At 41.8% G+C, this 23,154-nt stretch carries 25 protein-coding genes; 8 read left to right on the forward strand and 17 right to left on the reverse strand.

The genetic code is table 11. The features are described 5' to 3' along the window. The first annotated feature begins 272 nt into the window (after positions 1 to 272). A complete protein-coding gene (locus tag F9Y84_RS19605; protein ID WP_125253251.1) occupies positions 273 to 680 on the forward strand; it encodes a diacylglycerol kinase in 408 nt (135 codons plus the stop codon). A gap of 73 nt (positions 681 to 753) precedes the next feature. On the opposite strand, the gene F9Y84_RS19610 is transcribed toward F9Y84_RS19605, so the two are convergent. Continuing rightward, on the reverse strand, positions 754 to 3,630 hold the full coding sequence (locus tag F9Y84_RS19610) for a M16 family metallopeptidase (RefSeq protein ID WP_147390900.1): 2,877 nt from the start codon (positions 3,628 to 3,630) through the stop codon (positions 754 to 756). A gap of 268 nt (positions 3,631 to 3,898) precedes the next feature. On the opposite strand from F9Y84_RS19610, the gene F9Y84_RS19615 reads away from it, so the two are divergent. Then, positions 3,899 to 4,855, forward strand: a complete 957-nt coding sequence (locus tag F9Y84_RS19615; protein WP_147390899.1) for a methylenetetrahydrofolate reductase — start codon at positions 3,899 to 3,901, stop codon at positions 4,853 to 4,855. Positions 4,856 to 4,922: 67 nt separating this feature from the next. Here F9Y84_RS19615 and F9Y84_RS19620 read toward each other — a convergent pair whose 3' ends face one another. Genes F9Y84_RS19620 through folB form a run of 3 tightly spaced genes read right to left on the reverse strand, consistent with a single transcriptional unit; the run spans position 4,923 to position 6,566 of the window. Continuing rightward, a complete protein-coding gene (locus F9Y84_RS19620; protein ID WP_147390898.1) occupies positions 4,923 to 5,723 on the reverse strand; it encodes an undecaprenyl-diphosphate phosphatase in 801 nt (266 codons plus the stop codon). Next, positions 5,720 to 6,208: a 2-amino-4-hydroxy-6-hydroxymethyldihydropteridine diphosphokinase gene (gene folK / locus F9Y84_RS19625; RefSeq protein WP_125253255.1), complete on the reverse strand. Its 489-nt coding sequence runs from the start codon at positions 6,206 to 6,208 to the stop codon at positions 5,720 to 5,722. Before folK ends, F9Y84_RS19620 begins: the two co-directional genes overlap by 4 nt. 7 nt (positions 6,209 to 6,215) lie before the next feature. After that, entirely contained in the window at positions 6,216 to 6,566 is a 351-nt protein-coding gene (gene folB, locus F9Y84_RS19630; protein ID WP_147390897.1) for a dihydroneopterin aldolase, read from the reverse strand. Between the two features lie 125 nt (positions 6,567 to 6,691). Between folB and plsY the strand changes: the two genes are divergently transcribed. Further along, positions 6,692 to 7,282, forward strand: coding sequence for a glycerol-3-phosphate 1-O-acyltransferase PlsY (plsY, locus tag F9Y84_RS19635; RefSeq protein ID WP_125253257.1), 591 nt, complete (start codon positions 6,692 to 6,694; stop codon positions 7,280 to 7,282). An 11-nt stretch (positions 7,283 to 7,293) separates the two neighbouring features. On the opposite strand, the gene tsaD is transcribed toward plsY, so the two are convergent. From tsaD to F9Y84_RS19650, 3 genes are read right to left on the reverse strand one after another with little or no spacing between them, the layout of a single operon-like run. After that, complete coding sequence (gene tsaD / locus F9Y84_RS19640; RefSeq protein WP_147390896.1) at positions 7,294 to 8,307, reverse strand: tRNA (adenosine(37)-N6)-threonylcarbamoyltransferase complex transferase subunit TsaD; 1,014 nt, start codon at positions 8,305 to 8,307, stop codon at positions 7,294 to 7,296. A gap of 49 nt (positions 8,308 to 8,356) precedes the next feature. Next, a complete protein-coding gene (locus F9Y84_RS19645) occupies positions 8,357 to 8,950 on the reverse strand; it encodes a YjaG family protein (RefSeq protein WP_125253259.1) in 594 nt (197 codons plus the stop codon). After that, positions 8,943 to 9,281 (reverse strand): putative signal transducing protein, encoded by a 339-nt coding sequence (locus F9Y84_RS19650; RefSeq protein WP_125253260.1) that lies wholly within the window; start codon positions 9,279 to 9,281, stop codon positions 8,943 to 8,945. Before F9Y84_RS19650 ends, F9Y84_RS19645 begins: the two co-directional genes overlap by 8 nt. Before the next feature lie 104 nt (positions 9,282 to 9,385). Here F9Y84_RS19650 and F9Y84_RS19655 point away from each other — a divergent pair, with 104 nt between their 5' ends. From F9Y84_RS19655 to F9Y84_RS19665, 3 genes are all read left to right on the forward strand, one after another. Further along, positions 9,386 to 9,784 (forward strand): DUF2721 domain-containing protein, encoded by a 399-nt coding sequence (locus F9Y84_RS19655; RefSeq protein ID WP_125253261.1) that lies wholly within the window; start codon positions 9,386 to 9,388, stop codon positions 9,782 to 9,784. Between the two features lie 58 nt (positions 9,785 to 9,842). After that, the gene (locus F9Y84_RS19660) at positions 9,843 to 11,366 is read left to right on the forward strand and encodes a DUF3369 domain-containing protein (RefSeq protein ID WP_128730018.1); all 1,524 of its coding nucleotides are present in this window, start codon (positions 9,843 to 9,845) and stop codon (positions 11,364 to 11,366) included. Positions 11,367 to 11,474: 108 nt separating this feature from the next. Next, complete coding sequence (locus F9Y84_RS19665) at positions 11,475 to 12,377, forward strand: LysR family transcriptional regulator (RefSeq protein ID WP_128730016.1); 903 nt, start codon at positions 11,475 to 11,477, stop codon at positions 12,375 to 12,377. A gap of 335 nt (positions 12,378 to 12,712) precedes the next feature. Here F9Y84_RS19665 and ubiA read toward each other — a convergent pair whose 3' ends face one another. Together ubiA and F9Y84_RS19675 are read right to left on the reverse strand one after the other, a co-directional pair. After that, positions 12,713 to 13,576 carry a 4-hydroxybenzoate octaprenyltransferase gene (gene ubiA, locus F9Y84_RS19670; RefSeq protein WP_147390895.1) on the reverse strand — a complete coding sequence of 288 codons (864 nt, stop codon included), beginning with the start codon at positions 13,574 to 13,576 and terminating at the stop codon, positions 12,713 to 12,715. Next, a complete protein-coding gene (locus tag F9Y84_RS19675) occupies positions 13,569 to 14,093 on the reverse strand; it encodes a chorismate--pyruvate lyase family protein (protein WP_225740678.1) in 525 nt (174 codons plus the stop codon). The genes ubiA and F9Y84_RS19675 overlap by 8 nt, the downstream gene beginning before the upstream one ends. Positions 14,094 to 14,250: 157 nt before the next feature. Between F9Y84_RS19675 and F9Y84_RS19680 the strand changes: the two genes are divergently transcribed. Continuing rightward, positions 14,251 to 14,646, forward strand: coding sequence for a flagellar basal body-associated protein FliL (locus tag F9Y84_RS19680; RefSeq protein ID WP_128730013.1), 396 nt, complete (start codon positions 14,251 to 14,253; stop codon positions 14,644 to 14,646). 260 nt (positions 14,647 to 14,906) lie between these two features. Here the strand turns inward: F9Y84_RS19680 and glpG are convergent, their stop codons facing one another. The 6 genes from glpG to F9Y84_RS19710 form a co-directional block, all read right to left on the reverse strand. After that, positions 14,907 to 15,731: a rhomboid family intramembrane serine protease GlpG gene (gene glpG / locus F9Y84_RS19685; protein ID WP_147390362.1), complete on the reverse strand. Its 825-nt coding sequence runs from the start codon at positions 15,729 to 15,731 to the stop codon at positions 14,907 to 14,909. Then, on the reverse strand, positions 15,728 to 16,045 hold the full coding sequence (gene glpE, locus F9Y84_RS19690; protein WP_125253268.1) for a thiosulfate sulfurtransferase GlpE: 318 nt from the start codon (positions 16,043 to 16,045) through the stop codon (positions 15,728 to 15,730). Before glpE ends, glpG begins: the two co-directional genes overlap by 4 nt. 111 nt (positions 16,046 to 16,156) lie before the next feature. Further along, entirely contained in the window at positions 16,157 to 17,182 is a 1,026-nt protein-coding gene (tdh, locus tag F9Y84_RS19695) for an L-threonine 3-dehydrogenase (RefSeq protein ID WP_125253269.1), read from the reverse strand. A gap of 44 nt (positions 17,183 to 17,226) precedes the next feature. Further along, positions 17,227 to 18,423 (reverse strand): glycine C-acetyltransferase, encoded by a 1,197-nt coding sequence (locus F9Y84_RS19700; protein ID WP_147390361.1) that lies wholly within the window; start codon positions 18,421 to 18,423, stop codon positions 17,227 to 17,229. A 221-nt stretch (positions 18,424 to 18,644) separates the two neighbouring features. Further along, positions 18,645 to 19,196: a D-glycero-beta-D-manno-heptose 1,7-bisphosphate 7-phosphatase gene (gene gmhB / locus F9Y84_RS19705; RefSeq protein WP_128730004.1), complete on the reverse strand. Its 552-nt coding sequence runs from the start codon at positions 19,194 to 19,196 to the stop codon at positions 18,645 to 18,647. After that, a complete protein-coding gene (locus tag F9Y84_RS19710) occupies positions 19,196 to 20,257 on the reverse strand; it encodes a glycosyltransferase family 9 protein (protein ID WP_147390360.1) in 1,062 nt (353 codons plus the stop codon). The genes gmhB and F9Y84_RS19710 overlap by 1 nt, the downstream gene beginning before the upstream one ends. A 108-nt stretch (positions 20,258 to 20,365) precedes the next feature. Here F9Y84_RS19710 and F9Y84_RS19715 point away from each other — a divergent pair, with 108 nt between their 5' ends. Further along, the gene (locus F9Y84_RS19715) at positions 20,366 to 21,079 is read left to right on the forward strand and encodes a 3-deoxy-D-manno-octulosonic acid kinase (RefSeq protein ID WP_147390359.1); all 714 of its coding nucleotides are present in this window, start codon (positions 20,366 to 20,368) and stop codon (positions 21,077 to 21,079) included. Here F9Y84_RS19715 and hldE read toward each other — a convergent pair. Together hldE and F9Y84_RS19725 are read right to left on the reverse strand one after the other, a co-directional pair. After that, the gene (gene hldE / locus F9Y84_RS19720) at positions 21,076 to 22,524 is read right to left on the reverse strand and encodes a bifunctional D-glycero-beta-D-manno-heptose-7-phosphate kinase/D-glycero-beta-D-manno-heptose 1-phosphate adenylyltransferase HldE (protein WP_147390358.1); all 1,449 of its coding nucleotides are present in this window, start codon (positions 22,522 to 22,524) and stop codon (positions 21,076 to 21,078) included. The genes F9Y84_RS19715 and hldE overlap by 4 nt on opposite strands. After that, a complete protein-coding gene (locus F9Y84_RS19725; protein ID WP_147390357.1) occupies positions 22,521 to 23,117 on the reverse strand; it encodes an SIS domain-containing protein in 597 nt (198 codons plus the stop codon). Before F9Y84_RS19725 ends, hldE begins: the two co-directional genes overlap by 4 nt. Positions 23,118 to 23,154: the final 37 nt, after the last annotated feature.

A 23,154-nucleotide genomic window follows, 5' to 3' on the forward strand; every position in this document is an offset into this window, starting at 1 on the left:
GGGCATTAAATGCCAGACCGAGAAAGTGTTTAGGGTATAAACAGCCTGCTGTTGTATTCAATAAATTACGCAAAGTACGTAAAGCAGCTTAATTTAGCGAGTGGTGCACTTCGGAGTTGAATTCGCGCTTGGTTATATCTAATAACCAACATATTTAAATGCGGTTTAGATATACCAAGTAGACCATAGATTCTTACAATTTAGTACTGTCGAGCTAGACAGTTCTTCGTATAATACGCCCCATTGCATACTACCAACGCAGGATCGAGAATATGTCGATAAAGATCAAGACCACGGATAGCAACAAACCAAATGGCACAGGGCTTGCCCGACTTATCAAAGCAACCCATTGCTCAGTGAAAGGGATGAAAGCGGCGTACAAAGAAGAGTCTGCATTTAGACAAGAAACTTGGTTGCTAATAGTGAGTATTCCTTTATCCATTGTGCTAGCGCAAAGCATTGCTCAATGGGCACTGTTAGTCGGTAGTGTGCTGTTAATATTAGTGATTGAACTTATCAACTCAGCAATTGAAGCACTTACAGACAGAGTGAGTACCGAACATCACTTATTATCTGGTCGTGCAAAAGATATGGCTTCAGCTGCCGTGACACTAACATTACTAATTGCATTTCTAATTTGGGTAACCGCAGCGATAGAGTGGTTCAACACCATTACCTAAAATTATCCGTGACTTTGACACAAAAAATGGCGGCTAAAAACTTAGCCGCCATTTTCATTACTCAGTGCACTGATTATTTAAACACTTTTTCTACATCTAGCGTTTTAATATTCTGACTTGGAATATTCAGTGGATACGTGGCAATTTCAGCATCTTCTGCCAACAGTGCTTCTGGCTTTTTCGTGTTATAGGTCATAGGTGATGACTGCTTATCACTTAAACGTTTTGCCATGTCTTTAGCGTCACCCGTGATAAATACATAGTGAATATTGTCGGTCTGCAAATTCTCTTTGATAACACGGTTGATGTCATCAACAGATAGAGACTGCAACTGCTCAGTCACATACTTCACAAATTCATCGGTATTGTAAAATTGACTATCTAACGCATAGCCTAGCTGTCTATCTTGGCTCGCCACCATTTGCGGCACAAAGTTAATTAAGAAGTTACGTGTCGCCTCAAAATCGGCTTTGCTCATCCCTTCTTTGATCAGCTTATCTAGCTCAAATAAGGCAGTACGTGTTGCAAAGTGTGCGTCATTATTAGAGCGCAGTGGGCGTAACCATACTTGGAAGATCTGCTCACTACGGCCTAAGTTTGCGTCAGGCTTGGTTTGGAACATCCCGCGAGGGAAGTATTCAATATACGCATAATCGCCATAGTTCATGCCACGAACTTGACGAATGCGTTGGTACAAGTGACTGTTAGCGCTGCGGTGCTCACCAAAGTATGAGCGCACCAACCAAAGTGCAGCCCAGTCTTTGTTGCTACGAATAGTGTCAATTGGGAAACCAAAAGAGACAGCTGTCGACTTGGCATTTTTCTCTACAATCGTCGCATGACGCCCTAACAATGTTGGCGCATCAGGCACTTGTAAACGTGCTTCTTGGCCTTTTGGCAGTGTCGCAAGATCACTGAACATTTCTTCTTTTAGCTGTTTATCAAGCGCACCTGTAATACCCACGTTAAGTTTTGCTTGGGTAAACTGCTGAGCATAAAACGCTTTCACATCATTCAATGTAATCGCTTCTAGGTCAGATAAATCACCAAAATTGTAGCTTTCGTATGGGTGACCTTGATACAGCTCATGATATAGCACTTCTTTACCTAACTCTTCGTCATTCGACGCTTTTAGGCCAGCTTTAATGCTATTGATAAGCTCTTTTTTCAGTCGATTAAAGTCGTCCTCTCTAAAGCCTGGTGCCAGCAACTGCTGACTCACAATGCCATACCACTGCTCTGCATTGTCTTTGTGAATACGGCCTCGTAGAGAAATCATTTCTTTATCAATTTGATAGCCAAAACTGCCCGCAATTGGATAAAGCGCTTTTTGAATCTCTTTGTAAGATTGTGACTCACTACCACCTTTGGCTATCATTGCAGCCGTCAACGCAGCAAGCCCTTTTTTGCCTTCAGGATCAGCGGCAGCACCGGTATAAAACAGGAAGTTTACATCCACCAGTGGAGAATTATTGGTTTTATCTAGTACATTAAAATGACGTGTTGCAGGCTTGTCCATTTTTGCAACTAACTTGTCTAGCTCGACTTCTTTATCAAAGCCAGATACGGACTCAAGCGCCGACATAGTCACCGTCGTACGGCTACTATCGACAAAGTATTTATTGGCAATATCACGTATATCTTTTGCAGTTACTTGGTCAGCTGTCGCATACAGCTCATTGATAACCTCAGGATCTCGCTCAAAATGCACATAACGTGCAAGTGTAGAAGCAATTGCTTGCGATGAGTCAAGACCGTTAATAAAGCTATACTTTGAGTTAGATTTAAGCGCTGCCAACTTATTTTCGTCGACTAATTCTGTGCGAGCTTTTGCATATGTGTTGTTAATCGCATAACGTACTGTCGCTAAATCTTTTTCGTTTTCCACTTTAACAAATACATGCAAAAGCCCAGGATCTTTAGTCTCAGGGTTGTAGGTAAACATTTGACTTGCCAGCTGCTTGTCTACTACCAACTCCTGGTATAACTCAGAGTTACTAGAGAAATAAAGCTGCGAGATCAGATCAAGTGCTGCACGATCTTTTTTCTTCGGCTCCCATGCTGCTCCTTTATAAGAAACAAGCAACCAGTGCCCTGGCAAGCCGTCATATTTCTCGTGCACATAACGTGCTTGCTCTTGCTTTGGCTCAACTGGAATATCGGCTTGATAATCACCTCTTTTCCAGTTGCCCCAATGCTTTTTCACCATCGCTATGGTTGCTTTAGGATCAACATCGCCCACGATGACCAGTGATACATATTCAGGCTTATAGAAGCGCTCAAAGAATGTTTTACCATAGGCCATTTGATCAGGCATTGCCTCAATGTCTTCAAAAAAGCCCATCGTGGTATGCTTATAAGTATGTTTGTCGAATGCTTCTTTTCTTACCGCAGAAAGTAACTTACGCACAGGACTTGCGTTGTTTTTAAGGTACTCTCCTTTGACAGTGAGCGCCTCGGTACGGAACTGCTCTTCACTGTACGTTAGGTTTTGGAAAATATCAGCTTCAATTTCCAACACTTTATCTAAGTGCTGTTTAGAGAAGTTTAAATGATAGTTGGTAAAATCATTGGTTGTATAAGCGCGATTATCAACACCTGAATTTTTCAAAATATCTGAGTACACATCTTGAGGATATTTTTCTGAGCCTTTAAACATCATGTGTTCAAAGAAATGAGCAAAGCCTGTTTTTCCGGCTTCAACTTCATTGCGAGAGCCAACTGATACTGGAATTTGTAGTGATACTACATCAGGGTAATTGGTTTTTACTACCATGACACGAAGACCGTTTTCTAACTCTTCGAGTACGTAATCTTGGGCAAATACTTTATTTGACTGAGCGGCTTGAGCACCAGCAGCTGCATTCTGTGTACTATCGGCATTAGTCATTGCACAACCACTAAGCGCTAGGCTCACGGCAAAACTAGTTGCTAGTAATTTGAATTTCATGGATTGGTTCCTAATCATATTTTTATTCTAAATAAGTAGTGATCACTTACTTCAGCAAACTTCTTGATTATGCCCCAAAGCAATACTCATTCGCTAATTTACGAGATGATTTACCCTCTTAATATGTAAACAATTATGACATTTTACCTTTGGCACTTGAGAGAAATTCATAATTATTGAAATTCTTTCATTAAAAAAATCTATCTAGACGTCTAAATGGCTGCTATATTAGTAAAGAGATACTGAAATGCTTTTGTGGACGCAGATTATGGCTTTAACGCTTCAAGAGAAAATCATTGACCCTAACCAAGGGGTATATTTAATTGGTACCACACCACCAAAGATAGGCACCACACCCGAGCAGCTCAAAGCAATCGCAGCTAAGTTGCTAGGACGTTTACATGAAATCGAATACGATGGTGTGATAATTTACGATATTCAAGATGAAAGCAGCCGCACTCAAGTACCGCGCCCATTCCCATTCAAGCACACCGTTGACCCTTGTGAGTATAGTCAGTTGATCCGTGAATTATCACACCTTGATGTTATTACCTATAAAAGCGTAGCACAGCGTGACGGTGAAGCATTTAGCAATTGGCTTAGCAGCACTAAACAACAATATGGATTGGACAATCTGGTGTTAGTTGGAAGCCCTTCTTCAACAGGCGATATTAAGCTGCCATTATCAGAAGCTTATAAGGTGTTAAAGCACCATCAAGAGGAGTTTTTCTTAGGTGGTGTAACCATCGCGGAGCGTCATGCTAGTAAGCGTAATGAGCACGAAAGATTGATTGATAAAACAGTCCAAGGCTGCCAGTTTTTTGTCTCTCAAGCTGTCTATGATGCCCAAGCAACCATAGATCTGATCACAAGCTATGCTCGTACTTGCAAGCAACAGGGCACGACACCAAAACGTATTATTTTAACTTTTACTCCTTGTGGTGGAGAGAAGACTTTACAGTTTATGCAGTGGTTGGGTATATCCGTGCCGGAGGCGACTAAGTGGCGTATGTTAGATGCAGAAAATACACTGAGCGAGTCCATTAGAATTTGTAGAGAAAATCTAGATCAAATCTTAAAAAGTTGTTCACACTTAGATATTTCTCTTGGTTTGAATATTGAGAGTTTAACGAACCGTAAAGAAGAAATTGATGCCTCTATCAACCTGTATCGCCTACTCAAAGCAACCATGGAATTGAGCCTTGCAGAAAAACAAATTGCTTAATCATTGTATAAATGAAAAAGCCAGCTTGACTCCACAAACTGGCTTTCACCTAACCGGACTAGAAAGATTAGCTAAAACTTAAGAAAGCGATTAGCCCTACTCCAAGTAATAAACGATATATAACAAATGGCATCATACCCATACGTTCGATAATTTTTAGAAAGAAGAATATACACGCATAAGCTGAAACAAACGACAATACCGCGCCACTTAGCAGGGCATTCCAATCAACCACTTCATCGCCCATTGCCAATTCTAAACTATAGTAAAGTCCCATCATCGAAATCACAGGAATAGACATCAAAAACGAAAATCTTGCGGCACTTTTCTTATCAAGCCCTAGCAATAATCCGGCTGTAATTGTGATCCCAGATCGCGATGTTCCAGGAATAACCGCAGTAATTTGCGCCAGTCCAAGTATCAATGCACTTTTCCAATTTAGCGCAAACTCGTCTTTGATCTGTTTTGCTTTCACATCGGCATACCACAGCAATAAACCAAAAACGATAGTAGAGATTGCAATAACCCACGCACTGCGTAAGTAGATTTCGACAATATCTTTTAATAGAGGCGCCAGTAATACAAATGGAATTGTCGCAACAACAATACACCATGTCAGGCGGCTCTCTTTTGAATGCTGACCTGAAAACGATTTAAACCAGCCAGATAATAAGCTTACTATGTCGCGCCAAAAATAAATAACGACGGCAAGCAGGGTTCCTACATGAACAGCAACATCAAAAGCCAACCCCTGATCTTGCCATCCTAGTACCTGTGAAGGCAGTAATAAGTGTGCTGAACTAGAAATAGGTAAAAACTCAGTGAGACCCTGAATGATTGCAAGGACAACAATCTCGATAAAACTCATAACTTGGGAAACTCCACTTTCCATAATTTTTGACTTGGGTTGTGATATTCCTGCCACAACTGAGCGATTGATTTCCCCTCAACAGGGTGAATAAAATCAGCGGCAAGTTCAGCTAATGGCTGAAGCACAAAAGCATTTTTGGTTATTTCATCCCTTGGCAGCTGAGCTGGTGATGAACAAATAAGGTGATCATAAAAAAGAATATCGAGATCTAAGGTACGCGGGCTAAACTTTTTTTCGTTGCAGCGACGACCATGATCGTACTCTATCGACTTAAGCCGTGTATAAACCTCATTTAAAGACATTGGCGTGTGTGCAGCAAATACTGAGTTATAAAAATTACTACCGGTAAAACCGACAGCCTCACTCTCAAATACACTTGAATGTCGGTAATTTGGAAAATGCTTTATGAGTGTTTGTAAACCACTTAGTAAGTTTTTTTCTTTCTCAATATTGGAGCCAAGGCTGATAAAAATTTGTGCCATGATAATGCTACTTCTTACGCACAATTTCTACACCCACCGTTTGTGCTTGCGCCACGGCTTCGGGTTTGCTTACTTTTATAAGTACTTGCTGTACATTAAATTCATTTAAAATCATTGCCGCTAGCTGCTCGACTAAAGTTTCGAGTAATTCAACTGGCTTGGCTTGAGTATGCGCGATAATACGTTCACTGACTTTGGCATAATCCACGGCCAAATTAATGTCGTCGAGGCGCGCTGCGGCGCTAATATCGGTCAACATCTCAACATCAAAGTAAAGGCTTTGTTTACTTTCTTTTTCAAAGTCGTACACTCCTATTATGGCTTCGACGTGTAGCTGTGAGATATAGACTTTATCCATGTAAACTCCAAACATGTTTATCGCTTTTATCTTCCCGCATTAAATAAAGCGCAAATGCGCTAAATTGCAGGACTTAAGACCGCCGATCATAGCCCAAAACAACGCAATAAAAAATAAGGAAGACAGTGTTAATCAGTTTAATGTGCGTATGTGCTTATTTATTAGGATCGATTTCCTCCGCAATTCTGGTGTGTCGACTGTTCAAGCTTCCAGATCCGCGCTTTAGTGGCTCCAACAATCCAGGTGCGACCAATGTATTGCGGTTAGGAGGAAAGGTCCCTGCTGTGCTAGTGCTTATCTTTGATATTTTAAAGGGCACCATTCCAGTATGGGGTGCCTATTTCTTAAATATAGAGCCTCTTTGGTTAGGCGCTATTGCGGTGAGTGCATGCCTTGGACACATTTACCCTGTGTTTTTTCACTTTAATGGCGGTAAAGCAGTGGCAACAGCGTTTGGAGCGCTCTTACCTATTGGTTTATCACTTGGTGGATTGTTGATAAGTACTTGGCTTGTAGTACTGGCGCTAACGCGTTACTCGTCATTGGCAGCAATCGTCGCGGTTGCTGCAGCGCCACTTTATACTTGGTGGATAAAACCATTATATACATTACCGGTGAGCTTTTTGACCGTCGTCATTATCTTTCGTCACCGAGCTAATATCAAAAGGCTCCTTGCAGGTAAGGAGCCAAAGGTGGGTAAAAAGTCTAAAGATTAACGTAAGATAGCCTACACTTTTTCAAGGCTATCTAAAGGCCAACGTGGCTTAGTTTTCATATCAAGCGGCGCATACTGCCCGGCCTTTAAGCGCTGCATACCAGCATAAGCAATCATAGCTCCGTTGTCTGTGCAAAACTCAGTTCGAGGATAATACACACGACCTTTCATCCCCTGCATCATACGTTCAAGCTTTTGTCTTAGTTCGGTGTTAGCACTAACACCACCAGCAATCACAAGGCTTTTAATGCCCGTTTCTTTTAAAGCACGCTTACATTTTATCGCTAGCGTCTCGACCACAGCGGTCTGAAAGGCATGAGCAATATCCGCTTTGGTTTGCTCATCATCTCCTTCGTTACGGATGGTATTTGCAGCCGCTGTTTTTAAGCCACTAAAACTAAAATCTAATCCGGGTCTATCGGTCATCGGTTTTGGAAAGGTAAAACGTCCCGGCTGACCTTGCGTCGCCATTTTAGCCAGCATAGGACCGCCCGGATAATCAAGACCCAGTAATTTGGCTGTTTTATCAAATGCTTCGCCAGCAGCATCATCCACTGACTCACCAAGCACTTCATATTCACCAATACCAGACACCTTAACCATCATCGTGTGACCACCAGATACAAGTAGCGCAACAAACGGAAACTCCGGCTTATCATCTTCAAGCATAGGTGCCAGCAAATGACCTTCCATATGATGAACGGCAACAGCTGGTACTCCCCAACCAAACGCTAACGAACGACCGATTGAAGTACCCACCAGCAATGCCCCGACTAAACCAGGACCTGCGGTATAAGCAATCCCATCTAGATCTTCAGGGCCACAACCTGCCTCTGCAAAAGCAGCTTCAATAAGCGGGATAGTCTTGCGCACGTGATCGCGAGAAGCAAGCTCTGGTACCACCCCACCATAATCTGCATGCACCTTCACCTGAGAATATAATTGATGTGCTAATAGCCCTTGCTCATCATCATAGATAGCAATACCAGTCTCATCACACGAGGACTCTATACCTAAAATACGCAAGTTACTTTCTCCAAACTCTTTACTGCAATCGCTGATTATACGAAATCAGTTACTCAAGTTCCAAACCTATATTAGTTTGTCCGTCAGCAAGAGCTAATTCCTTCAATGACTTCACTGAATCGCTGCTAATTCGCCCCATTTTCTCTACATGCTCAATAAGCTCTGCCAGTATTTCAATTTCGTATTGCATTTGTGGATGTTCGCGTATCAATTCATTTGTCGGTAATACATCCTCAGCCATCAACATAAACTCTATATATTTTGCTACTGTGGCTTGTGAGATTTTAGCGACACTAACAAACTCGTGTTCATCTTTAGCCATTAAGCCTTGCAACATGCCAAGCAGCGCTGTCGCAACATCAATCGCGGGATAGGTACCAAACATATCAAAGTCGCTCAGCTCAGGTACATTTGGCTCAACCTTTTCGACTAGCTTCTCCAAACTGATTTTACTTTTTGGGATCAGAATTTTTTCCCAGATCAAATTCAGCGTATTTCGTAAGACTTGCTCATCGCCAAAGCCTGTTGCTTCGCTAAAAAGCGAGTAATTAGGCAACATTCGCTCAATAATTGCAGCGCCTAACACTGCTTTTTGAAGATAATTTAACTCTCTAATACGTTGAAAGTTATTTGCTTTACTCATGCTTACTTCCACATTGCCAGCAGTATTCAAATGCCGGTCCATTTATTTCAGTACAATGATGACACTGCCAGTCGGCCTGTTTCACAGCACTGTGACGACGTAATTTGTTATAGTTTACCAATAATTTCTCAGCCTCGGGTAACTTTATTGCATAAACAAGCAGCTTGATTGCAGCCTGCTCTAAGGGGATCTCCCCCATAGCGCCAGATAAATGTTCACCTTGTAGGCGCACTTGAATATTCGCTTGCTCTAACATCCCTTTGAGCAAATGCGCTTCAACAAAATCAGTGGTCGAATACACTTGCTGCCAACGAAAAGATGCTACGCTCATATCGCTATACTCATGCTAAAACCTCACCCTACTTATTTGTTGCTTGATAAAATAGCTTATTATCATCACACTTAGTTACTCTGTTATTCAAAATCAGTACTATTATGACGTTAACCACACCTGGCTTGTTATTTCCGGCCATTTCACTACTACTGCTTGCTTACACCAACCGGTTTTTAGTACTAGCACAGCTTATTAGAGAATTAAATGCCAGAGAAGGCGATACCATAAGACCCTTAGTAAAAGCACAAATTGAAAATTTAAGAAAACGAATAAGACTGATAAGACGCATGCAAGTTTGGGGAGTAATTGCATTTTTATTATGTACACTATCAATGTTTGCGCTATTTCTTGAGGTGTCTTTACTGGGCGTCACGCTATTTGGAGCAAGCCTTTGCAGTTTAACGCTATCGCTTTTGTTATCTCTATATGAGATCCATATCTCGTGCGATGCAATAGAATTAGAATTGCGAAATATCGAGAAAAAGCCACAACAAGATTAGCACCATCAATACTGCCGACTATACTAACGTTGAGTCAGCATAAAAAGAGGAGCAATCTGTGAGCGGATTTTTGTTCTCAGATGAAGTGCCAGAAAGCCCTACAAACAATATCGTCGATACCTATTGGGATATACTCGTGGTAGATGATGAAGAGGATATTCATCAAGTCACAAAGTTAGTATTATCTGGCTTTAAATTTGAAGATAAAGCACTTCGTTTTCATCACGCTTACTCTGCACAAGAAGCAAAAGAAATTTTGGCATCACAACAAAACATTTCAGTAGGGCTGATAGATGTTGTGATGGAAAGCAACCATGCCGGGTTAGACCTGATCAGGTATATCCGTAATGACTTAGAGAACTTTGATATCCGACTCGTTTTACGGACGGGGCAACCTGGCGAAGCACCTGAAGAGTCAGTGATCCGAGATTATGATATTAATGACTACAAAAATAAAACCGAGCTAACTGCTGTTAAGTTAAAAACACTACTTTATTCTGCTTTAAGAGCACATAGGGATATTCAAACCATAGAAAAGCATAAAATGGGACTTGAACGCATTATTGATGCGTCATCCAATTTTTTACAGTGTAGCAATATTCAAGATTTTGCATCAACCATATTATCTCATGTATCCGCAGTAATGGGATTATCAGACTCAGAAATTTATTGTGCCGCAGCCGTTAACCACCAAGCGAATGCCCCGACAAAATTTAAGTTATTGGCCGCGTCCGGTGAGGGGGTTGAACCACACAATGGATCAATACCTGATAATGTACAAAAGCTCTTTGTAAAAATACATAACAACAAAACTTCACTCAAAACGCGTAATGAATATATAGGTTACTTTCCCTCTCAAGAGGGTAACGAAACAATGATTTATGTGAGTAAAGAAAGTGACTTACATACAATGGACTTTCAGTTACTAGAGTTCTTTGCTAACAATATCGCACTGGCTTACGACAATCTGAAATTGCGCGAGACCGTTAAAGATTCTCAAAAAGAGCTTTCTTATATTCTTGGCGAAGCAGTGGAAAAGCGCTCTAAGGAAACCGGCTCACATGTCAAACGAGTCGCACATTATAGTATGTTGTTGGGGCAGCTATATGGGCTCTCTCATTACCACGCTGAAATCATTAAACTCGCCTCTCCCCTACATGACATTGGTAAAATTAGCATACCTGATCACATACTCAATAAACCTGGAAAGCTTACCGATGAAGAATGGTTAATAATGCAGACTCACGCCCAGCAAGGCTACGAAATCTTGAAAAATTCAACAAATGAGATTTTGCAATGTGGTGCACTAATTGCACATCAGCATCACGAAAAATGGGATGGTTCTGGGTACCCACAAGGGCTAAAAGGTGAACAAATTAACATTGTTGGCAGGATCACGGCATTGGCTGATGTGTTTGATGCATTGGGCAGCGAACGCTGCTACAAGCCAGCTTGGCCGCTCGATAAAATAATTGAGTTAGTCAACAATGAAAAAGGAAAACAATTTGATCCCAAGTTGGTTGACCTTTTTCTAAATAATCTGGAACAATTTATTGAGATACGTGATAGGTATCCTGACTAACTTTGTAATCAGAATGTAAAAACTTCACTTTCCTTTTCCCGTTTTGTGTATTATTATTGGGAAAAGACGTAATAAATGTGTTTTAGTTGAAATTAAAAGGAATTTCACATGAGATTTGAACAACTCGAGCAGTTCGTTGCATTAGGCAATTTAAGACATTTTAGACAAGCTGCGGAACAAACCCAGATCAGTACCTCAGCCTTAACGAGGAGCATCCAAACTCTTGAAGATGAGATAGGGTGTGAACTTGTGAAGCGCTCCACTCGCTCCGTCAAGTTGACCGAACAAGGTGAACTCTTCTTAAAATATTGTAAAACGACGCTTTCAGAATTGGAGTTGACCAAGAAAACGATTAAGCAAAGTTTATTTGGTCGTGACAACCAAAAGTTAATTATTGGTTACACAAACCAAGCAAGCAGTATTGTCCCGGTTTCTTGTGGTCAGTTTCTAGCGCAATACCCTAACGTCAAAATTGAAATGCAATTGCAAGACGAGCTAGAGCTCACTCGTAAGCTACAACTTGGTGAAATTGACATCAGTGTATACCTTCAAAGCGCTAACAGCATCGTGAGTGACATACATTTACCAGATCAGTTAGTTCTATTTGTTTCTAGAAGTCATCCACTTGCTAATCAAGATAGTATTCGTAAAGCAGAGTTAACTCAGTATCCAATGTACGGCTGTTTTTCTCAGTCGAAACAAGTACAAAGCATGCTAAATGAAGCTGTTGAGTCGCTGAATAAATCGACTGGGGTGAAAATAGGTAGTATTGAGCAAGTTATTGCTGGCCTGAAAACAAGCAATAGTTTCGCTATCGCGAGTATTGAACATTCAAAATCGATAGCACAAGACCCAAATCTAGTGTTACTGAAGACAAATAAGGCATTAGATAGGGAGCAATTGATCGTACAAACTAATCACCAAATTGGTACCAACGATCATATTAATCATTTGCTTGAATTGATTGAAGATGCTGCATCCTCAAAGAGTAAGCAAACAATCACTTACTAATAAGTATTTAATCTTAAACTTGAATAAGAGGTGGGCTAGCTTGTTTTTAAGTCCATCTTGGATGATTTCTCAATCTATAGCTGTCACGCGATAGACGCGCATTACCTATCCATATTTCAAGTTTTTTAATCTAATGAATACTTGAGCTAGGGTGAGCCAAATTACTTTGTTTAAAGCTCGCCCTTAATTGCCCTTTGTATAGGTTAAGCGTGTTTAAGAAACCACCTCCCCCACTTTATGCTTTCAAAGAGCCAACGCCCTACCCGCCAAAACTGACAGAGAAAAGATAGCCATTAGTAAAAACCTACCTTCCACTGCTCACTCATATTAGCGCTCTACAGTGGCATAAAACCAAAGACGACACCTGCAAAAATAGCTAATCCAACATAGTTGTTATTAAGAAAGGCCCAAAAACACGCATCACGCTCTCGATTTCTTATCACATATAGCTGCCTAATTAGCAACGCGATAGCAACGCTTAAACCAAGCCAAAATAAGTAATTCAATTCATATGCGTAACCAATCGCAGCCATTATTGCTATAAAAAGTACGTTTAACATAGCAATGATATGTCTGTCCCATTGACCAAATAGAATAGCTGTAGACTTAACGCCAATTTTTACATCATCATCCCTATCTACCATTGCATACATAGTGTCATACGCGACAGTCCAAATTAGGTTAGCAGCGAAAAGTATCCAAGCAAGCACAGGGACGTGCTCATTAGCAGCCATGAAGGTCATTGGGATCCCCCAACTAAATGCAGCACCGAGAACAAATTGTGGCAAATTTGTATAGCGCTTCATCAGCGGATAAACCGACGCTAATGCTAAGGCACCCAAAGATAGCGCGACCGTTTGCCAATTAAGCAATAAAACAAGTGCAAAAGCTAACACAATCAATACAAAAAATAGTGATAACGCTTCTTTACTTGTGACAGCGCCTGTTGCAAGCGGTCTTTGTGACGTCCGCTTGACCGCACCATCCACCTTGCGATCCGCAAAGTCATTAATCACGCAACCGGCGCTACGCATGATAAAAACGCCGAGTGCAAAAATCACAATTAAAGACAGCGTAGGAACACCTTCGGCAGCAAACCATAACGACCATAATGTTGGCCATAGTAAAAGGAGCGTACCAATGGGTTTATCCAAGCGCATTAGCTGGCTGTACGCTTGCCACTTTTGTTTATTAATCATAAAAACTTTCCGATATAAACACTTCGCAAACTAGAATTTTGGCGTTGCCATTTTTAAACCAGCTCTTTCTGGCAAAAAGCTCGGTTGGGGAAGAGAGCGAAGCTCCCATTAAGCCAGCCAGTGATAAATACTCAGATGCTCTAAGTCGTATGTATTCAAGTTCACCTCTGTGCCAGTTTAAGTCCGAAAAAAGGATTTCTCCCAACGGGGTATCTCCTATCAGGTGGACGCCAGTATTACAAGCTTGTTCGTTAAGCCAACTTTGACCATATATTACCGCTCTACCGTTGCAATTAAGTGTGACTTCACGGCACCAAGCGACGCTTGAAAGATCAGCTTTCAATGTATCTGGCACATCTTTTAATTCATCACTCAAAACTGAAACAGAAAAGCTATCACAGCTACTTTTTAGCTTTGCAGTAAGCGAATGGGTTTCATATAAGTAAGGTGCCAATGCAGCCTCTACATTCACTAACTGAGTATTTTTATGCCAAGGAAGTTCTAAAGGTAATTGCAAAAGCAATGTTCTATATCCATTTTAAAAATTCGCCGCCATCATAGCAGAGCGAGCGCTATCTAAAAAGTTTATGTTTGTGTACAAGCCAGCTGTAAAAGCAACGCAATTATGTATAAACTAAGTAAAAAGTAATTTGCACTAGGATACCTAACCAAATATGAGATTGTTAGCTGTTGTACTTACTGTATGCTTAGCACTATCTGCGGCTTTCCCCGCTAAAGCGGACTCGAATATTGGGTATTTTGGGTTTGAGCCAGATATTATTACTAACTATATCGGCCAATCTAATAAGAAGCTGGGCTATGTTCGTGTTACAGTGGATCTGATGCTGAATGATGTGTCGAATATTGCAGTTGTTGAGCACCACACCCCCCTACTCAGAGATGCAATAGTTCAAATATTAAGTAAAGAGAATGAAGAAACGGTCAAATCATTAACAGGTCGAGAAGAAATCAGAAAGCGTTGTGCCGAAAAGTTAAAAACCCTATTAAAAGAAGAAACTGGACAAGAAATTGTCCGTGATGTGCTATTTACTAAGTACTTGTATCACTGATTTTAATACCAATTTGCTTACTTAAGTGGTCTATTTTGAGGCGGGAAAATCTTGTCGATAACTAGGCAAAAATTTAGTTGTCCTAAATGTGAAATTTTTAACACTGTTAGCGTCAGATTTACTCCTCTAAATTGAGCAAGTATTAAGTCAAATTGGTATAAGCTACAAAGTCAATAAGGAAGCGTCGGCATTAACGCTTCCATGTAAGACACGCTCAATGCTATTACATGCCCCTCATAACACAAGAAGACCGCACCTTTTTATGCTTCCCTTTTATTTTGATTATTCGGCCAGCACGCGGCAATAAACATACCTGATAACAAACCAAACAAATGAGCCCAATTAGCCATACTAATGAAAAATGTATCGGTGAAGCCAAACAACATCCACAGCAGCATAAAACCAACAATTGGTTTGGATACTAATGGTAGTTGTTGCGGGTTTTTATGACCAATAATCCAGCAAAAGCCTAGTAACCCATAAACCACACCACTTAAACCACCAAAGTTAGCATCTACAAATACAAACTGCATAAAGTTACTGGTAGTACCTGTCACAAAATAAATACAGATTAAAGACCAAAGTCCAAAACGTTTGCTAACTTGAGCGCCAAGGTGTAACCACCAGCTTAAATTAAAAATGAGATGTATTGCACTAAAGTGGATCAGCGTAGGAGTTATCCAAGCCCATGGTTTATCCAAAGAAAAGCGAAATAATGAAAAGATATGGTTAGCATCACCAAACAGCATAGTGATGAACACTATGATACTGACAGCAAATACCCCTTGAAGTAACCAGTTCAGAGTTAAAAAACGCTGGACTAGGTTAAGCTTTTGTCCTTGATAATTAAATAGCCCTGCAGTACTGCCCGTTTGCCAAGACGCGGCTTGATACCGTTTAGCCTCAGGGTTGGCTATAAATTGCTGCCATAAATATATCGCTTGCTGCTCATCGCCACGCTCAAGCCACACTTCAACTTGTTGCCCATCATGACTACGTAAAATACACTCAATCCCCTGAGTCTTTATATAGTCAACAGCCCCTTGAGCAAGTCGAGGGTTGTGATAATGGGCAATTAATTTCACTTTTCGATCTCGTTAGGCAGTTCACTTGCCCACTGTGTGAAGCCACCGTCCATGCTATAGACTTCCTCAAAACCTTGTTCTACCAAATAGTTTGCAGCGCCTTGTGATGAAATGCCATGGTAACAAACCACTATTATTGGCTGATCGAACTCTTTTTCCTGCATAAAGTGTGCAAGGTTGGCATTTGATAAATGCTCAGAGCCAGGAATATGCCCCTGAGTAAAAGTGTTTTCATCGCGTATATCTGCAATAACCACTTCTTCATTACTTAAGAGTGCATGTGTGTCTGCTACTGAAATATGTTTAAAGGACATGTGCTACCTATTTTAATACCTAAAAAGTAAAAGACGACTAAACCCAATGTGGGCTTAGCCGTCTTTGTATTATAACTGCTCATTGATGCTGGGAGCAAAGGTCAACAGACCCTAATCCCAGTTCAAAATAACTTTACCCGATTGGCCAGAAATCATCGTATCAAAGCCTGTTTGGTATTCATCAATGTGGAATTGATGTGTGATAATTGGGTCAAGGTTCAAGCCAGATTGGATCAAACTTGCCATTTTATACCAAGTTTCGAACATTTCACGACCATAGATACCCTTGATAACCAAGCCTTTGAAAATCACTTGATTCCAATCTACAGCCATATCCGAAGGTGGAATACCTAACATGGCAATTTTACCACCGTGGTTCATGCTATTTAGCATACCTTTAAAAGCAGAAGGCACCCCCGACATTTCAAGACCCACATCAAAGCCCTCGGTCATACCAAGGTCTTTCATTACTGTCTCTAGGCTTTCATTGGCAACATTTACTGCCCTTGTCGCTCCCATCTTAGTTGCAAGCTCAAGGCGGTATTCGTTTACATCGGTGATCACCACATGACGCGCGCCAACATGTTTAGCAACCGCGGCGGCCATAATTCCTATTGGGCCAGCACCTGTAATTAATACGTCTTCACCCACTAAGTCAAATGACAATGCCGTGTGTACTGCATTACCGAATGGGTCAAAGATAGACGCTAGCTCGTCAGAGATATTGTCTGGGATTTTAAACGCATTATAAGCAGGAATAACGAGATACTCCGCAAATGACCCTTCGCGGTTTACGCCTACCCCAATGGTATTTCGGCATAGGTGTACACGTCCTGCACGACAGTTGCGACAATGGCCACAGGTAATATGGCCTTCGCCAGATACCCGGTCGCCAATGCTAAAACCTCGCACTTCTTGTCCCATATCGACGACTTCACCAACATATTCATGACCAACTACCATTGGAGTTGGAATCGTATTTTGCGCCCACTCATCCCACTTATAGATGTGTACATCGGTACCACAAATGGCCGTTTTACGGATTTTGATCAAAAGATCATTGTGCCCAACTTCTGGTTTTGGCACATCCGTCATCCAAATTCCTTCTTCTGCTTTCAACTTGGATAATGCTTTCATAGTATTCGCTCGTTAGCTGCCCCAATTAAAAACTGGGTGCAAAATTAAATTACGCCTAAGTCTTTACCGATACGGGTGAAGGCTTCGATTGCTTTGTTTAGCTGCTCAGTGGTGTGTGCAGCTGAAATTTGTGTACGGATCCTTGCCTGACCTTTAGGTACTACTGGATACGAAAACCCGATAACATAAATACCTTCATTTAATAATCTGTCAGCCATTTCTGACGCTACTTTTGCATCTCCTAGCATAACTGGAATAATGGCATGATCCTTACCTGCACAAGTGAACCCAGCAGCTTCCATTTTGGTGCGGAAGTAAGCGGCATTATCCCAGAGTTTAGCACGCAGAGCGTCGCCCTCTTTCATCATATCTAATACTTTGATTGAAGCGGTAACGATTGAAGGAGCTAAAGAGTTTGAGAATAAATAAGGACGTGAGCGTTGACGTAGCCACTCTACGATTTCTTTTTTACCTGAGGTGTAACCGCCAGACGCGCCACCAAGCGCTTTACCAAGTGTTCCAGTAATAATATCTACTCGGTCTAGAACACCACAGTACTCAGGAGTACCACGACCATTTTCACCTACAAAACCGACAGCATGCGAGTCATCAACCATCACAAGTGCATTGTATTTATCAGCTAAGTCACAAACAGCTTCTAAATCACAGATAACCCCATCCATTGAAAAAACACCATCTGTCGCGATGAGTTTCGTTTTTGCACCAGCAGCATCCGCAGCAATAAGTTGCTGCTCTAAATCTGCCATATCATTATTAGCGTAGCGGAAGCGTTTAGCTTTACAAAGGCGAACACCATCAATGATTGAGGCATGATTCAGTGAATCTGAAATAATAGCGTCTTCAGGGCCTAAGATGGTTTCAAATAAACCCGCATTGGCGTCAAAACATGAAGAATAAAGGATCGTGTCTTCTGTTTTTAGAAATTCGCTGATCTTCGCTTCAAGCGTTTTATGAATATCTTGTGTACCACAGATAAAGCGCACAGAAGCAACACCAAAACCATGATCTTCTAGGCCGTGTTGTGCCGCTTTGATAAGCTCTGGGTGGTTAGCTAGGCCAAGGTAATTATTTGCACAAAAGTTAATAACACTTTCGCCTGTAGATACCGCGATCTCAGCTTGTTGCTGTGAAGTAATAACACGCTCTTTTTTATATAATCCTTCAGCTTTTACTTCTTCAATTTGTTGCTGAAGCTGGCTGTAGAAGGCCGATGCTCTCATCTGGGAGTCTCCATTATTTGCACGGTGATAGTCAATTGTATACTGCTTGTACAGAATAGTGCTTAACTATCAGAAATTTACGCTTGAATGCTGTTATTAACGCCTTCAAGTTTTTGGCAAGCAGCAGCCAGTGTATGGCAGCTACTCAAAAAATACCTGTATTTTAAAAGGTTCACACAATAAATGCACGATTTGCGACGGTTAGCAGCAAAGTTTCTTTACTATAAGATAGATAATGCTTGCGGCACTGATCCCAACGATTTGCACACATAATCAGCTAACTGTTTTTGCGTATCAGTGAAGCGCTGTCCTGATTCGACTAACACTGTGGTAGCCAGCCCCGCAGCATGGGCAGCTTGAATATCTGAAACTTTATCTCCTACCATGATACTTTGTGCTGGATCTAAATTATGCTCTGCAATCGCTTGATGCAACATCCCAGGCTCTGGCTTCCTGCAACTACACTCAACGTTATAAGGTGCGTTGGCTTTCTCAGGGTGATGAGGGCAAAAGTACACCCCTGTGATTTCTATACCACGAGCCATAAATTGTGCACACATCCAATCACTTAATAGGTGAAACTGTGCTTCATCATAATAACCTCTGCCAATACCCGACTGGTTGGTCACTACTACGATTTTATAACCGGCTTGAACAAACTGTTTGCACGCATCGAATACTCCATCGATAAATTCAAAATCGGCGATTTGATGCACATACGCATGATCTTTGTTAATCACACCGTCTCTATCTAAAAAGATTGCTTTGTGCATTATGAATTAAGCTCCTGCTCTTTAACCACGCGGTCGAACATTGCGATAACGTCTGCCACTTCTATCTGCGACATTAACTCGCGCCCTTTTACACGCGTTCCCCAAGGTAATTCATCAGCAGTTTTCCCTTTTTGCGCCACTAAGTTTTTGTGATAAACCTCAACCACATAATCTTGGTACAAGTAAGGGCCTGTTCGCTTGGGGTTTGAATGTGCATACAAACCAATAACGGGAGTATTTACAGTCACAGCCATATGTGCAGGGCCTGTATCTGGCGCTAACACTACATCGGCTTGATCAAGTATACATAAGAGCGTTTTTAAGTCTGTTTTCCCAACAAGATTTAACAGTGCGGATTGAGTATGCTTTTGAATGTCAGCTGCTAAGTTCTGTTCCAGCTCCGTAGGCCCACCAGTTATAACGACGTTGAAGCCGCTTTTCATTGCATGATCTGCAAGCGCAGCATACCGCTCAGGTAACCAGTTGCGCTCGGCTTTACTCGCTGCAGGTGAAATAACAAAGATTTTCCCCTCTGGCAGTAATGCTTTGGCAGACGCTTTATGATCATCGGTGACAGGCATATTCCAGCTTGGTTTCGCGCACTCAGCACCGATTGCACGAGCAAAATTTTGAAAGCCCTCTAACACATGAGGCGACTGTTGTGCAGCGATACGTTTATTAATAAACAAACTATGAAGCTCTTTTGAGCGCCCCTTATCAAATCCAATTTTTTGCTTTGCAGGGATAACACGAGCAACGAGGTTCGCTCTTAATGCAACCTGCATATGTAGCAAAACATCAAATTTTTGCCCTTTAAACTTCGCTTTCAAAGCTTTGAGCGCAGCTTTCCCCTGTTTTTTGTCAAATACCACCAACTCGACACCAGGTAAACCGGCTAGCAACATGGCTTCTACCTTTCCTATTACCCAGGTAATTTTAGCCTGTGGGTGCGCTCGTTGAATTGCTTGCACCGCGCTAACAGCATGGCAAACATCACCAATCGCTGACAGTCGCAAAATACAAATAGAGGATAAGGAGTTGCTCAAAATATTTGCTCTCATGGAAAGTAATAGGTGCTTGATCTTAAATTAATCAAACAAGTTTGCAAGTTTCACTGACCGAGAAAAGTCGTTAGAATAAAACAATTAGTCACCAAGAACTCTGACACTGTGCAAATCTCTAAGCAATCACATTATTTTTTACTTACCCCCACTCACTCTGCGTTGACGGTGTCAGCAGAAATGTTTGAACCGGAATATTGGCAAAAAAATAATGCGATTGTCGGCTCTAAACAAGGTAGAGCGACCGCTTGGTTTGTAAAACTTCATGATAAGGTTGTCGTGCTCAAGCATTATTATCGTGGTGGCTTAATTGGTAAATTACTAAGCGACCAGTATTTGTTTTTTGGTTTGAAAGATACCCGAGTATATCAAGAGTTTGAATTACTTGAGCACCTAAAACAACAGGACTTACCTGTGCCCGCTCCAATCGCAGCTAGAGTCTCAGCTAGGTTTGGTGTTTACCGTGGAGATATCATCACTGAAGCGGTAGAAGATGCGATTAGTGTTTGTGAAATTCTACAATCCCGCGCTCTTCAAAACATCGAATTAGAGAAAATAGGTCAAACAATCGCTAAATTTCATCAAGCAGGTGCGTACCATGATGATTTAAATATCAACAATATTTTGTTTAGCGGTGATGGCGAAGTCTTTCTCATTGACTTTGATAAAGGTAAAATTCTGGCACCGGCAACGCCATGGCAACAGGCAAATATCGAACGCTTGCAGCGCTCTTTTAAAAAAGAGGCCGGCAAATGGCCGACCTTTCATTTTGACGATAATCAGTGGCAAGCACTGCTTCAAGCATACCGCACGTCCGTTTAACTTTTTTGCAGCTGTGCTTTTTTAATCACGTTCGAAGTCGAGCATCCATCCAGAAATGGCAACACCTCGACTTTACCGCCTTGATTAAGAACATGCCCAGCTCCTGCAATATCTTCTACTTTGTAATCACCCCCTTTGACTAAAATGTCGGGACTGATCATCTCTATGAGCTTAGCTGGCGTATCATTTTCTTCGATACTGCCAAATGGGATAACCCAATCTACCGAGGCGAGGGCTGACAGCACCATAGCGCGCTCCTGTAGCGGGTTTATTGGACGCTCAGGCCCTTTTAGACGAGCTATAGACTCATCGTTATTCAGACCGACAACCAATCTGTCACCCATTGCTTTTGCTTGTGCTAAGTAACGAACGTGTCCGGCATGGAGAATATCAAAGCAACCATTGGTGAAAACAATCGTTTCACCATTTTGTTTCGCAAAAGAAATATGCTTCAACACTTCCTCAAATGGTGTTTGGTAATGTTCGCCTGTTTCGCGTAGATATTGACCTAGCTTGCGGCTTAGCTCTTCTGGTGACACTGTCGCAGCGCCAAGCTTACTCACAGCAATCCCCGCTGCAATATTCGCCACTTCTACCGCATCTTTAGCTGGCATACCAGCCCCAAGCATAGTCGTGAGTGTGGCGATCACCGTGTCACCCGCGCCCGTTACATCACTTACTTCTTGCACTTGAGCTGGAAAGTCATGCTTCTGCGTTGCTGTGATCAAAGACATGCCCTGCTCTGAACGCGTCAGTAACATCGCACCAATCCCAGCCGTTTTAAGCAACTTACGGGCACTTGAGGTTAATGCATCTTCTGAGCTTGCATCGCCGCCAGCTAACTTAAATTCGTTTAAATTGGGTGTTATAAAGTCAGCGCCTTGATATAGGCTTAAGTCACTATTTTTGGGATCAATAAGCACAGTTTTACCTGCAGCTTTTGCTACTGCTATCATCTCTGAAATAGCGGATAATGCGCCTTTGTTATAATCACTGAACAGAACGAAGTCGTAGTTGTCGATTTCTTGTTTTAAGCGCGCAAGCAATAATTGGCTATGTGACAACTGAAAAGGTTCTTCCAAATCTAGTCTCACCACCTGTTGATGACGGCTAATCACGCGCATTTTGGCAATCGTTGGACACTCAATCACACTGACCAAACTCGATGCTATGTTGTCCTGTTTTAGAATAGCTTCTAGCGTCTTACCGTTGTCATCTTCACCAATGAGTCCAAGTAATCCAACCTTACCATCAAGGTGGGCGATATTTTTCGCAACGTTTGCAGCGCCGCCCGCTTTATCTTCCAACGCACTCACTTTAACCACCGGTACCGGTGCTTCAGGAGATATTCTGCCTGTATCGCCATGCCAATAACGGTCAAGCATCACATCGCCTACGACTAACACGCTGGCTTGGTTAAGTTGTTGTAGTGCCGCTAGGTTCATGCTTGTTGCTCCGCTTCAACTAGCATATCTACAGCTTCACACAGCCAATGACCAATGAACATATGTGCCTCTTGAATACGTGCAGTTTCATCATTAGCGATAATGATAGGTAACTTAGCGATATCCTTCACTTTGCCACCGGTTCGACCGGTTAGCGCAACAGTATAAGCACCTATATCATTGGCCGCTTGTAGCGCTAAATTAATATTTGGACTGGTGCCTGAAGTGGTTAAGCCAATCACCATATCTTCCGGCTTACACAATGCTTGTACCTGACGCTCAAATACCGAGTCAAAATGGTAGTCATTACTATGTGCGGTAAGAATAGACGTATCTGTAGTTAAGGCAATTGATGCTAAAGGTCCACGCTCAAGTTTATAACGCACGACAAACTCCGCCGCCAGGTGCTGTGCATCCGCAGCGCTACCACCATTACCAAACCATATAACCTTTCCTCCAGCTGCCAATGTACTCTGGCATGCTTCTAGTAATGCTATACATTCTTGATGGTAGTTAGCCATAGTTTCGAACACGTCGACATGACGCTGTAAACTCGCTAAGTAACTTTGTGCTACTCGTTCATTCAATGACATATTTTTTCCTAAACTCTTCTTTGCTCAGCCCGTGTAT

The sequence above is a fragment of the Pseudoalteromonas peptidolytica genome (assembly GCF_012641745.1).
Taxonomy (GTDB): domain Bacteria; phylum Pseudomonadota; class Gammaproteobacteria; order Enterobacterales; family Alteromonadaceae; genus Pseudoalteromonas; species Pseudoalteromonas peptidolytica.

What these genes read in the sequence shown, in the direction of transcription:
- F9Y84_RS19605 (WP_125253251.1), top strand. Translation starts at nt 273, where the DNA reads ATGTCGATAAAGATCAAGACCACGGATAGCAACAAACCAAATGGCACA.
- F9Y84_RS19610 (WP_147390900.1), bottom strand. Translation starts at nt 3,630, where the DNA reads ATGAAATTCAAATTACTAGCAACTAGTTTTGCCGTGAGCCTAGCGCTT.
- F9Y84_RS19615 (WP_147390899.1), top strand. Translation starts at nt 3,899, where the DNA reads ATGGCTTTAACGCTTCAAGAGAAAATCATTGACCCTAACCAAGGGGTA.
- F9Y84_RS19620 (WP_147390898.1), bottom strand. Translation starts at nt 5,723, where the DNA reads ATGAGTTTTATCGAGATTGTTGTCCTTGCAATCATTCAGGGTCTCACT.
- folK (WP_125253255.1), bottom strand. Translation starts at nt 6,208, where the DNA reads ATGGCACAAATTTTTATCAGCCTTGGCTCCAATATTGAGAAAGAAAAA.
- folB (WP_147390897.1), bottom strand. Translation starts at nt 6,566, where the DNA reads ATGGATAAAGTCTATATCTCACAGCTACACGTCGAAGCCATAATAGGA.
- F9Y84_RS19645 (WP_125253259.1), bottom strand. Translation starts at nt 8,950, where the DNA reads ATGAGTAAAGCAAATAACTTTCAACGTATTAGAGAGTTAAATTATCTT.
- F9Y84_RS19650 (WP_125253260.1), bottom strand. Translation starts at nt 9,281, where the DNA reads ATGAGCGTAGCATCTTTTCGTTGGCAGCAAGTGTATTCGACCACTGAT.
- F9Y84_RS19655 (WP_125253261.1), top strand. Translation starts at nt 9,386, where the DNA reads ATGACGTTAACCACACCTGGCTTGTTATTTCCGGCCATTTCACTACTA.
- F9Y84_RS19665 (WP_128730016.1), top strand. Translation starts at nt 11,475, where the DNA reads ATGAGATTTGAACAACTCGAGCAGTTCGTTGCATTAGGCAATTTAAGA.
- ubiA (WP_147390895.1), bottom strand. Translation starts at nt 13,576, where the DNA reads ATGATTAATAAACAAAAGTGGCAAGCGTACAGCCAGCTAATGCGCTTG.
- F9Y84_RS19680 (WP_128730013.1), top strand. Translation starts at nt 14,251, where the DNA reads ATGAGATTGTTAGCTGTTGTACTTACTGTATGCTTAGCACTATCTGCG.
- glpE (WP_125253268.1), bottom strand. Translation starts at nt 16,045, where the DNA reads ATGTCCTTTAAACATATTTCAGTAGCAGACACACATGCACTCTTAAGT.
- tdh (WP_125253269.1), bottom strand. Translation starts at nt 17,182, where the DNA reads ATGAAAGCATTATCCAAGTTGAAAGCAGAAGAAGGAATTTGGATGACG.
- F9Y84_RS19700 (WP_147390361.1), bottom strand. Translation starts at nt 18,423, where the DNA reads ATGAGAGCATCGGCCTTCTACAGCCAGCTTCAGCAACAAATTGAAGAA.
- gmhB (WP_128730004.1), bottom strand. Translation starts at nt 19,196, where the DNA reads ATGCACAAAGCAATCTTTTTAGATAGAGACGGTGTGATTAACAAAGAT.
- F9Y84_RS19710 (WP_147390360.1), bottom strand. Translation starts at nt 20,257, where the DNA reads ATGAGAGCAAATATTTTGAGCAACTCCTTATCCTCTATTTGTATTTTG.
- hldE (WP_147390358.1), bottom strand. Translation starts at nt 22,524, where the DNA reads ATGAACCTAGCGGCACTACAACAACTTAACCAAGCCAGCGTGTTAGTC.
- F9Y84_RS19725 (WP_147390357.1), bottom strand. Translation starts at nt 23,117, where the DNA reads ATGTCATTGAATGAACGAGTAGCACAAAGTTACTTAGCGAGTTTACAG.